At 33.8% G+C, this 12,468-nt stretch carries 5 protein-coding genes; 1 reads left to right on the top strand and 4 read right to left on the bottom strand.

The window, feature by feature from the left end:
* Positions 1-1,089 precede the first annotated feature (1,089 nt).
* Positions 1,090-3,177 (top strand): AAA family ATPase, encoded by a 2,088-nt coding sequence (locus CCPUN_RS03595; protein WP_165941937.1) that lies wholly within the window; start codon positions 1,090-1,092, stop codon positions 3,175-3,177.
* 56 nt (positions 3,178-3,233) lie between these two features.
* Here the strand turns inward: CCPUN_RS03595 and mtaB are convergent, their stop codons facing one another.
* From mtaB to recG, 4 genes are all read right to left on the bottom strand, one after another.
* Entirely contained in the window at positions 3,234-4,544 is a 1,311-nt protein-coding gene (mtaB, locus tag CCPUN_RS03590) for a tRNA (N(6)-L-threonylcarbamoyladenosine(37)-C(2))-methylthiotransferase MtaB (protein ID WP_133282217.1), read from the bottom strand.
* 129 nt (positions 4,545-4,673) lie between these two features.
* The gene (locus tag CCPUN_RS03585; RefSeq protein ID WP_204594652.1) at positions 4,674-7,160 is read right to left on the bottom strand and encodes a valine--tRNA ligase; all 2,487 of its coding nucleotides are present in this window, start codon (positions 7,158-7,160) and stop codon (positions 4,674-4,676) included.
* A 239-nt stretch (positions 7,161-7,399) separates the two neighbouring features.
* Positions 7,400-8,881 carry a carboxypeptidase M32 gene (locus CCPUN_RS03580; protein ID WP_165941936.1) on the bottom strand — a complete coding sequence of 494 codons (1,482 nt, stop codon included), beginning with the start codon at positions 8,879-8,881 and terminating at the stop codon, positions 7,400-7,402.
* A gap of 118 nt (positions 8,882-8,999) precedes the next feature.
* Positions 9,000-11,108: an ATP-dependent DNA helicase RecG gene (gene recG / locus CCPUN_RS03575; RefSeq protein ID WP_133282215.1), complete on the bottom strand. Its 2,109-nt coding sequence runs from the start codon at positions 11,106-11,108 to the stop codon at positions 9,000-9,002.
* Positions 11,109-12,468: the final 1,360 nt, after the last annotated feature.

Raw genomic sequence — 12,468 nt, 5'->3', positions numbered from 1 at the left:
TCCATGATATATTTCTTTGAGAAAATTAGCCGTTTTTTATCAAATATAGTGGAAAATCCTCAATGTCAGTCTTTTATTCCATCATATATTTGTACCACCACCCGATATCCTCGTTTTTACACTTGTTTACCAATACTCGAATTTCTCCAAGATCCATTAGGTTCTCCCACGTTCACACACCCACTTTCCCTATATGCCAGGCTCTCCGACCCCGATGGTGGACAAACTTCCTCCTGATATAACGTCTGTTGTTTGTCTATTGCCTTCTGTCTCGAGCATAACATCGGCCACCATCACAACCACCATTTACGGGGCTCAATCACTTCAACCTTGCGGCTTCCGGCCTATAGGTTCCTTTGGCCTACGCTTAACAACATCTGTTACCAGACACTGCCCAAGGCTAAGTACGAAATACGTTCAGTAACGCTTTCCCGGTAGCACTTACAGCTACTAGCGGAATGTGCGCTTAGCGTGGCGCACAATTAATTCTTAATCAATTATAAAAATAATTAAAAAATTATGTTTTTTTAGTGCGGAATGTCAGATTAATACCTCTTGGCTAGCTCTCTTCAGCCTACAACCTCATTGAGTTTTTGCGTTGCTATTTCTAATAAAATTATACAATATTTTTATATGTTTTTGAAGTAATCTAATCCTATTTTTTTTATAAAAAAGACGATATAGAATACTTCAAGACCGACTATCTATTGAGGTAGGTGAAGTCATCTATAATCTCATTTTTAAGTAAAAAAATGCGTTTATGTTGAATATAATCAGATACTTGAAAGTTGCCTTTTTTTGAATAAACACGCTAGTCTCAATAGTATTAAAACATTTTTGTATTTTTATAGCGTAACTAAAAGTATATAGCCTGATCTGTCTTCATGGGCAAATAGTGGTGCAACCTTGGTAGGGTGTCGTTTATATGGTTCCCTTATTTTAAATAACCGCCTACATAGCTCATAAGACATATCGAGCAATAAAAATTAATATTTGAGCAACATGATTTTTAAAAACAATAAAAAAAATTATGCGATATTGTTATGCCTTGTATTATCTTTATTTTCATGTAAAGAACATAAACACATTATGGAAATGAGGGGAATAAAAAGGAAACCAGATAACATGGCATTGGAACATTTTGTAAAAAAGAGGAACGATCTGCTCCCTATTGGAAATGCTTCTATAAGAAAAATTTTAGCTTCTGGGATTTATTCAGACAAAACAAAATTTATTGGCTCCCTCTTAATGTCAACAGAAGGTCAATCAAAGTTTCTAATACGTCCTCGTAGATTTGGGAAATCTACATTAATATCTACCATAGCTACAATAGCAGAAGGGACCGTTAATAAAGCGTTATTTGAAGGATGTTATATTCATAGTAACAAGTTTGAATGTTGGAATCTAACGCTTGGAACTATAGAAAACAAAGCATACAATTGGAAAAAATATCCAATAATTAGATTAGATTTTTCTAATTTGAGTAAAAGTGTCAAGTTAGAAGAAGATATTAAAAAGGATTTATATGGTATTGCCGAAAAATATGGTATTGAATCCAATATGCAAAATCCTGAAGAAGAGGCCTCCATGGAATCCTATTATAAAGATTTGGTTAACAAATTAATTAAAAAATTTACAGACCTTCAAAAACAAGAATTTGAAGACCGAAAAATGGAGAAAGCCAACAAGTCTCAAGAGCAAGAGCAAGCATTTATAAAATTTCAAGAGCAAGAAAGTGCTTATTCTAATCAAGTAATTGTCTTAATCGATGAATATGATGGAGCAGTAGTTAATTTAGACTGGAATTCTTCGAAATATAAAAATGGCATGACCATTTTAGGTGATTTTTTTAGAGTAGTCAAAAGCCGTGCAGAGGATTGTAAATTAGTATTTGTAACTGGTGTAACTAATTTTACTTTATCCGACATAGGGTCTGGTCCTAATAATTTTGAAGATATATCTCTTTACGAAGAGGTTTTCGATATCACTGGATACACAGAGAAGGATATAAGAGAATTATTTGCATATGAATTAGAATACATATGTCAAGAAAGGAACAAAAGAATTCCAATAGAACAATCTATTGAACAACAATCTACAAATAAAGAAAAAAACAGAGAAGTTCCAGTAAAACAATCTGTGGATACCGTTATGAATGATTTAAAAGATTATTATAATGGATACAAATTCTTTGAAAAAGACCTTAACAGAACTGAGCCTAACACGATAAGAAAAGATTTCAGTGTATTCAATCCTACCTCTATACTTTATTATTTTAAGCAAGAAGGGAAATTAAAAAACTACTGGTATAGAACAGGTGATCCTAGTATACTGTTAGAGCAAATGAATAAGCATATTGAAAAATTTATGGTGGATTGGGATGATCTAAAATTTGAAGCAACTGAAGAGGAACTATTGTTTACAAAACAAAAGAAAGACATAGATTTAATCCCTTTGATGTTTCAAACAGGATATCTAACCATAGATAGCTGTGAAAATGACATGTATACATTAAAATTTCCTAATGAGGAAATTAAACAATCCTTACTCAAAAATATAGAAGAGGCTGCTCTAGCAAGGCAAGAAGAAGATGGTAAAGCATATAGCGGTATCTTTGATACGTTAAAAAACGAAAACTGGAATGAGTTTTTACTTACACTGTATAATAACTGTTTTACCAATGCCGGTTATATATTTCTTAATGATACAGAAAAGAGTTTTCATGCTGCTATCCATTTATTCCTAGTTGGCGCTTGTCATAACATACCAACGATAAATGTTTCTTCGGAAAAAATTTCAGGAAGTGGTCGTTCTGATATCATTATCAATGATACCAAGAATCATATTGCCTATATCATAGAACTAAAAAAGAGTAATCAAAGCTCTGATGTAGCCGTAGATGAAGCATTAAACCAAATAGCATCTCGGAATTATGACAAAAACCAATATAAAAGCCATAAAAAAATAGTGCATATAGGTTTAAATTGCATTTTTGATATAAGAAAGATTAAAAACAAACATCCAAACCATCGAAATATAGATGCATGTTGTATTCTAGTCAAACGCAAAAAAGGACGTAGTCAAAGTTTTTCTGTTGAAAACAAAAGGTATTTCGAACACCAAGGAGAAGAATTTGTATGGTCTAATAGAATACCAACCAGGAGAATAGGAGCATAACAATTAGAATATTAATTCTGATAATCAGATTAAAATCCGTTTTAGAAAAATAGAATTTACAAAAGCAGTTTTGGAATGACTACGCCCTCCGCATTGATTTCACTTAATACTACTTTATGTAAAGTGTTCGCTAATGCTGCTTCGTATGGCAACTGTACACGAATATAATTTTCCGTAAATCCTTCGATAATATGTTCATTTTCTTCTGATTCAAATAAAACAGTAGCCGTTTTTCCTAAATTTTGTTCATAAAATGATCTAAGTTTTTTCTCTGAAAGTATACGGAGCATCCTAGCTCTTCTTATACGCTCTTTTGGGGTTACAGCATTATCCATCGTAGCCGCTTTTGTATGGTCTCTCTCTGAATAGGGAAAAACATGTAGATAGGAAATGTCTAGTTCATTTAAAAATTGATAGGTTTCTAAAAAGTCTTCCTCTGTTTCACCGGGGAATCCAACAATCACATCTACCCCTATGCAACAAGATGGCATTTGCGCTTTGATGGCTAATATTCTCTCTTGATAGAGGGCTGTTACATAACGACGGCGCATTAATTTTAAAATTTTATCACTACCCGATTGTAACGGTATATGAAAATGTGGTACAAATCGTTTTGAACGAGCCACAAAATCAATAATTTCTTGTCTCAATAAGTTAGGCTCAATAGAAGAAATTCGAAAACGTTCGATACAGGTTACATCGTCTAATGCTTGAATAAGTTCAAAAAAGTTGGTTTTTCTTATATTATTTATAACGCCAAAATCTCCCAAGTTCACCCCCGTTAATACAATTTCTTTAACATGGTTACGCGCTATTTCTTTAGCCTGTTCTACCACTTGTGTAATGGTGGTGCTTCTACTTCTACCCCTAGCCAAGGGTATGGTACAAAAAGAACAGTGGTAGTTACAGCCATCCTGTACCTTAAGAAAAGTCCTGGTTCTATCTCCCATGGAATAGGAAGGAGCAAAAGTCAGTGCCTCTTTGATGGAGCTGACTTGTATCGTTGCCAGTTCATTGGCTTGTTTTTTCTTAAAATCGGTAATTAAATCAAGTAACTTAAACTTTTCATTGGTACCCAATACAGCATCAACACCATCTATTTGAGCTATTTTTTCTGGCTTAAGTTGTGCATAACACCCTATTACAATTACAAAGGCTTCAGGAGAAACTTTAAGCGCATCTCGGACAATTTTTGCACATTTATTATCTGCATTTTCTGTCACAGAACAAGTATTGATCACAAAAATATGAGGACGCTGTTCCAGTTCTACAGAAACAAATCCTTGTTCTGTAAACAAACGACCAATGGCTGATGTTTCCGCAAAATTCAACTTACAACCTAATGTATGAAAAGCAACTTTCTTCATTTCTTTCTAAAATCTTATGGTAATGCCCTATTCATGTACGCAATGTATGGCTGATCTACCTGATAAAGCAATGTATTACTTGATCTACCTGATAAAGATGATGTTTTTTACAAAAATCATTCTGTTACTTTACTCAAACTGCACAGATATGGAACACTGCTTCCCTTTTACCTGAAAATATGGATCATCTAATGTTGTTGCAAATAGAATCTCTCTTGCAGAAGAGACTGTTTTAAGATCTTGTAATAAATCTTCTGTTAAACTGCTACCACTAATAGTCAGTAATTGAATAGGCGCTTTTATAGATAATTTATGATCTGCTTTGGCTTTTCTAACCAAATTCATAACTTCTCTAAGTTGATCAACTTGGTTTACTTGATCACTGCTTAATCCACTGTTAAACTGCAAACTAGGCCAACTCCCCCTTGTATGGATAGATTCTTTATGAGGATAGAGACGCTGAGCAAGCTCTTCCGTAATATGTGGTAAAATGGGTGCAAAAAGTTGCAAGAGACAATAAAAGGTATGGTAAAGTGTTAGAATAGCACTCCACTGACCTGAATCGTTGACATGATCTTCATTGTAGGCTCTAGATTTACTCATCTCAAGGTAATCATCACAAAAAACAGACCAGAAGAACTTTTCTATACGTTCTAATGCTTCTGTATAGCCATAGGCTAATAGATCGGTTCGTACTTCTTCTACCAATATGGCTAGGAAATGCAAAAGCCATTTATCTAGTGTATGTGTAATCTTTTCCTGGCACGCTGAGAGTGAAATGATGCGTACCCCATGGTCTATTTTAGGAAAGTGTTGTGCAATAAACTTACCAGCATTCCATAATTTGGTTATAAGTCGCTTGCCATTTTTCATTACATTTTCACAATAACATGTGTCTGCTCCTAAACGGGCACTAGCAGACCAATAACGTATTACATCTGCACCATATTGATGTAAAAGTGTTTCTGGGGCAATAATATTCCCCTTTGATTTTGACATTTTATCTCTATCTGGAGCCAAACACCAGCCATTGATCATTATATTTTTCCAAGGTAAACGATCTTCATGGAGATGTGCTTTGAGTAATGTATAAAAAGCCCAAGTACGTATGATTTCATGGGCCTGAGGACGTAAATCCATTGGAAATAACTGACTATGTCTTTTATAGTCTATGCTAAAATTATTGCTAATGGCTTGACTAGAAAGCTGCGGAGAAATACTACTCGTTGCCCAGGTATCCATCACATCATAGTCTGGTTCTACTTCCTCTTTTGTATAACCTATTGGCAAGTCTATCAAAGGATTTACGGGTAATTGATCTATAGTTGGCAATAAAATCTTACCCTCTTCGCCACTGCGTTTAGCATACCAAACAGGAAAAGGAACACCAAAATAGCGTTGGCGGCTGATACACCAATCCCAAGAAATACCATTTATCCATGTATCGAGTCTATGCTTCATAGAAGCAGGATGCCATTGTAGCTCATTGGTCTTAGTCAAAAGTGCTTCTTTATGCTCCAAGGTTCGTATAAACCATTGAGGGGTAGTAAGGATTTCTAAGGGGGCTCCAGATCGTTCTGCACATTTTACAAATTGTGTAATCTTGGTTTGCTTAACCAATAAAGATTCCTCTTTTAATCGTTCTATAATTGTTGCGCGTGCTGCTGTTACCTTAAGTCCTTTAATTGGACCAGCATGGTCGGCTGTAATGATACCCTGTTTATTAAGTATAATTTTAGTAGGAAGCTGGTGTTTCTTCCACCATAAGATGTCCGTTTGATCTCCAAATGTACAACACATAACCAATCCTGTTCCTTTATCTGGTTGGACTAGGCTATCTGCTCGTATAGGCACACGTATATTAAATAGAGGGGTAATGGCATAGCTATGTAATAGGTGTTGATATCGGGCATCATCTGGATGAAAGAATAGGGCTACACAAGCTGGTAAAAGCTCAGGTCTAGTAGTAGCTATATGCAAAGGTTCATGTGTAGGCTCATGATGGAAAATAATGTCATTCATATAGGAATCTCTCTCCTTATCTTCAATATCTGCCTGTGCTAGCGCAGTTCCATCTACCGGATCCCACAACATGGGTTGTTCACTCCGGTATATTTCTCCTTTTGCAAGCAGATCTAAAAAAGACATTTGTGATAGCTTACGAGATGGTGGACTGATGGTTTGGTATTCTAGTGCCCAATCAACGGAAAGAGCCATACTTTTAAAAAGAACTCTAAATTTCTCCTCTTCAACAGCAACGACTTCTTGACACAGTGCTATAAAATCTTCTCTACTTAGATTAGTAGCCCGAACATTTTTTTGCTTTTCAACCAAACGTTCTGTAGGCAAACCATTATCATCAAATCCTATTGGATAAAAAATATTTTTTCCCAACATACGCTGAAAACGGACTATAAAATCCGCTTGGGTATAGCTACAAGCATGGCCTATGTGTAGATTACCAGAGACGGTAGGAGGAGGTGTATCTACCACAAAGGTATCTTCTCGAGAAGATTTTGGATCCCAAGCATATACATTTTTCTTGATCCAAAAATCCTGCCAATGTTTTTCACGTTCTAGAAAATTATAGTATTGTGGTAGTGGGGATATTGTCATTGTCTTGCGTATATAAAGAATATTTTTTCTAAACTATTGGAATAACGTGGCTTTATTTTCTTTTTTTACTAACTGATGTTATGTACTAGATTTTATCTATTAATCATAATTGTTGATTTCTAGTATAAATACAAAAAGAACTGTTTCATGTTAATGTACTGAATAATTCATCCACCATGCAATTACATGTTCTCTTTACATCTGTACGTAACATCAGTTAATAATTTTCAAGTTATAGGTTAAATAAGAATCTGGTTATATTTTTTCGTTATATAGTCTTTATATGGTTGTACGGATATGGAACGACCTGTAACTCGTTTTAAACTTTCCTCTGAATTATACATTCTACCAAATTTATGAATATGTTCTCGCAACCAATCTTTAATAAATCCCAATGAACCATTGGCTACTTTTGTTTCCCAGTCAGGGAAAGTATGAGCAAAGGTTTCAAAATATTGTGCAGCATAGATATTTCCTAAGGCATAAGTTGGGAAATAGCCGAAAGAACCTCCAGACCAATGAATATCTTGCAAGCAGCCTTCTGTATCGTTTTTAGGTGTAATACCCAATAGATCTTGCATTTTACCATTCCACATATTTGGGACATCTGCTACAGTAATACTTCCTTCAATTAACTGTTTTTCTATTTCAAATCTTAGAATAACATGCAATGGATAAGTAACTTCATCGGCATAAATACGGATATAGGAAGGTTGAACATGGTTTATATGGCTGTAAAATTCTAACAGAGATAGATTTCTAATTTGCTTAAATTGTGCTTGTAATTTAGGATATACGTATTTCCAAAACGGAAGAGATTGACCAATCATAACTTCCCACCACCTAGATTGACTTTCATGCAATCCCATGGAAACAGCTTGACCGGAAGGAGTGGCCCATTCTTCTTGAGGAAGTCCTAATTCATAAAGTGCATGACCTCCTTCGTGTAATACAGCAAAAATATTTTCCAATAGTCCTCCATCTAAATTGGTCGTCATTCTTACGTCAGATGGGTGTATGCCACTACAAAAGGGATGTATAGCAAGATCCAACCTAGCATTTTTCTTACTAATACCCATTAGTTCCAAAAGAAAATGATTTAGTTGCATTTGGTCTTCCCAGACAAAATCATGTTTAAAATAAGAGATATAGGGGCTATCTTTGCCATTCGTTTTTTTGACAAGATTACGTAAAAAATGAGCAAGATCACCAAAAAGAGTAGATAAAGTAGCCGTCGTTACACCTGGCTCATATAGATCGATAAGTGCATCATAAGGGCTATCTTTGTAACCCAACAAATCCGCCATTTTTCTATTAAGCGTTACAACTTTCTCAAACCATGGGCTAAATAATGAAAAATTATTTGACCGTTTTGCCTCTTTCCAGCTCTCTGTTGCTTGTGTGGTTACAGTATAGAATTTTTCAATAAAATGTTGTGGTAATTTAACCATCCGCTTAAAGTCTCTAGCCCATTCTCTGAGATTTATTTTTTGAACGGAAGTCAATTCTTCTAGTTTAATTTCCTCTGTTTCAATGTCAATCATCTGACCTAGTGCCTTTTTATACGCATTGCTGGTTGCCTCCGTATGGGCCAATCCTGCAATATATGCAATCTGCTTAGAACGAATTTTAATAGCATCAGCAGGCATATAAGTTTGTTGATCCCATCCCAACAACCGTTCTATTTGACGAAGTAATGAAACATGGCTAAACTTGTCCAAGAAATTTTTATACAGTAACATAACTTTTTAGTTTAATTTTTAAGATTAAAGCCATGGAATAACAAGCAAAAGATACCTATCAGCGAAAATGATTTGACATACATCATCACAAACTTTTCTAACCTATCATACTCCATACTCCAGCTTTGTTGACTAATCTAGTGTATTCTTTATAAATTGGCAAGTTATCTACAGATTGGAAATCTGGGTCTTCTTGAATAATTTTTCTAGCTGATTCACGTGCCGCCTCTAAAATATTTATATCCGTAGACAAATTGGCAATCTTTAGATTCAGGATCCCACTTTGTTGCAATCCCATCAAATCACCTGGACCACGAAGTTTAAGATCTAATTCTGATATTTCAAAGCCATTAGTTGTTTTAACCATGGTTTCAATGCGTGCCTTACCTATTTTATTTAATTTATAGTCCGTCATTAAAATGCAATAAGACTGTTCACTACCACGGCCAACCCTACCCCTTAACTGATGCAATTGAGATAAACCAAATCGTTCTGCACTTTCTATAACCATTACTGTTGCATTAGGTATATTAATACCCACTTCTATTACAGTTGTAGCAACTAGAATAGTCGTTTCATTTTTTTCAAAACGTCGCATTTCCATATCTCTGGAAAATGAATCCATCTTACCATGCACGATACCAATCTGAACATCCGGAAAGGCCCTAGAGATACTTTCATAACCAGCCATTAGATTATTATAATCTAACACAGCAGATTCTTCTATTAGGGGATAAACCACATAGATTTGTCTTCCTAAAGACATCTGTTCTCTTAAAAATTGAAAAAGTTTTAATCTGGAGTTTTCGTAATAATGTTGGGTTTTAATAGGCCTTCTACCTGCTGGTAGTTCAGAAATAGTAGAAACGTCTAGGTCTCCATAGAAAGTCATGGCTAACGTTCTTGGAATAGGCGTAGCTGTCATAATTAAAATATGCGGTACGTAATTTTGATTTTTACTTAAAAGACCAGCACGTTGAGCCACACCAAAACGATGCTGTTCATCTATTACAAAGAAACCAAGTTCTTTAAAGGAAACACCCTCACTGATTAATGCATGTGTGCCTACTATAATATGTAATATTCCAGTTTTAAGTTTGTATAAGGTATGTTCCCGCTCCTTTTTTTTAGTACTACCTGTAAGCAAAGCAATATTTAAATTCAGCAACTGGGCAAAAGAATAAAAACGGGAAAAGTGTTGTTTAGCCAATATTTCGGTAGGTGCCATAATAGCTACTTGAGCTCCTTGGGAAATGACCATAAGCATAGCCAAAAATGCAACAATGGTTTTTCCACTCCCTACATCACCCTGCAATAACCTATTCATTTGTTTCCCAGAAATAAGGTCATGATGTATCTCCCGAATTACGCTCTTTTGCGAATTGGTTAAGGAAAAAGGTAAATGTTTTTCATAAAATGTATTAAACAACGATAAATCCTCGAAAGATTTACTGCTTTGTTTTTCTATGCGAACCTGTCTTAGCTTAAGCAATTTTAGCTGAATGTAAAATAGCTCTTCAAACTTTAGTCTTCTTTGCGCATGCCTTAATGCTGTTGCATTGGTAGGAAAATGAATATCTCTTAAAGCTTTTTCTAGAGTAAATAACTTATATTTAGTCAACAAATAAGATGGAAGTGTTTCATAGACATGTAGGTTATTAAGTAACTTCCTTTGTAATCCAACAATCCCCTTAGAATCTAAATAACTTTTTCTCAGCTTTTCAGTAGTACTGTATACAGGAATATAACTGTACAATTCCTGTTGGCCATTCACAAAAATTTTAATTTCTGGATGAATAAGTTGCCTTTGACCATTAGGTGAAAGATTAAGTTTAGACCAAACGCTATAACGTATATGGGGTTTTATATTTTTTACGATCCAGGAAAAATTCTGAAACCATATAAGTTCAATTTGACCGGTTTCATCTTTGAAAATAGCTACTAATCTTTTTTTACCCTTTTCTACTTTTTTAAGATGTACAATGCATCCTTGTAATTGTACACCAGAAGAAACAAAGGGACTATTATTGTCAGCAGCATATAGCTCAGCTACAGTAGATAGATACGTTCTGTTTTCGTAACGGAATGGATAATGTCTTAATAAATCTTCATAAGTACTTATGTGAAGCTCATTTTTAAGCAATTCGGCCTTATCTGGTCCAACTCCAGAAAGTAATGCTATATCTTTGGAAATAAAATCAGCCATATATAGAATAAAAATATTCAAACATCTAAAAATAGCAGGTTGCTTTTTAGTAAAAATTCATGTTTTTTTTTAAATTTTAAAAAAGTGATTGTTAATCAACAATATGCTCATCAAATATAATACATAGGCAAATAGGTTACCAAAATTTCTACGGAATATTTTAGAATAAGTCATAAAAAAAATTTTATAAAAAATTACACCTCAGCAGTTGTCTTTTTTTATTGTATCCACATTTTTTTGCTTACATCTATTATTAGATTTTAATATTTAAAAAATAAATTATTTTATTATTGAAATGTGGATTTGTGGATAATTAGGTATTAAGGTGTATTCATATTTGTGATCATCTATTACTTTATTTCTTTTTCCTAATTCTATTTTATTAAAAATGATGCAACATCAATATATAATTTTTAAAACTAAGATATGGTTATATGTTATAGCGTCTAAAAAAATAAATAAACCAGGTGTTAATAACTTTGTGCATATCTTAATTTATTATGTGGATTTAATTTTAATATTGGTCCAAAATTTATATAAAACATCCATTTTACTGTATTGTCCACAAGTTATTTTGTTGAAATCTTAATAAGATTGGGATAAGTAATGGGTATAAGTTAGAGGTGGCGGGGTGCTGTTAAGGGTTCTTACTTCCGCATAATAGGTATATAGATGGTCGTATAAATAGATGATAAAATAAATATTTGATATTGAGTACGTTTTATTTTATTTGATGAAAAACAGTTAATTTTTTCAAGCAAATACATTACAGTAAAGATGCTCTGAATGACTAATTAACGTAGATGTAGTAAATAATGGCTTTAACAAAGATAAAAAACAGAACTATTTATGCAAATAAAATAAATATAATACTCATTCCCAAAACAAAAATACAATAATAGACTTGAGTAACTTAGCGTCATATATTTATACAACTACCCAAAATTTTTACGTCCTACAGCATAATCTCTAAAAGTGGTAGTTTTATGACTAAAGTAGAGACCTATTCGTAATGTAATTTGCAAGAAGAGTATTACTATAAGCAATGCAAAACCTGGTAAATCCATAAAAATAAATTAATTCCTTCTGTTAAATATGTATTTATAAGCGAACTTATATTCGCTTATATAAGCAAGTTTTATTATGTGTAATATGAATTTTCCTTTGTCCGTAAAGTTTGATATGAGTTAACGTGTTAATAAAAATACATTCTAGTAGGAAATCTCAAAATCATTCCTTTACCTCTTTAGTTATGTGGAATATAACATTACGTGCCGCGTCATCTAGCGCTTTAGCTATTTCGGGTTCCATGCTCAGATATTTCTGTGCAAGAAGTATATCTATAGCAAATGTTTCTCGC

It is taken from the genome of Cardinium endosymbiont of Culicoides punctatus (assembly GCF_004354815.1).
In the GTDB taxonomy this organism is placed as follows: Bacteria; Bacteroidota; Bacteroidia; order Cytophagales; family Amoebophilaceae; genus Cardinium.
The sequence above is the reverse complement of the archived record's forward strand: the minus strand, read 5'-3'. Positions and strand labels throughout refer to the sequence as shown.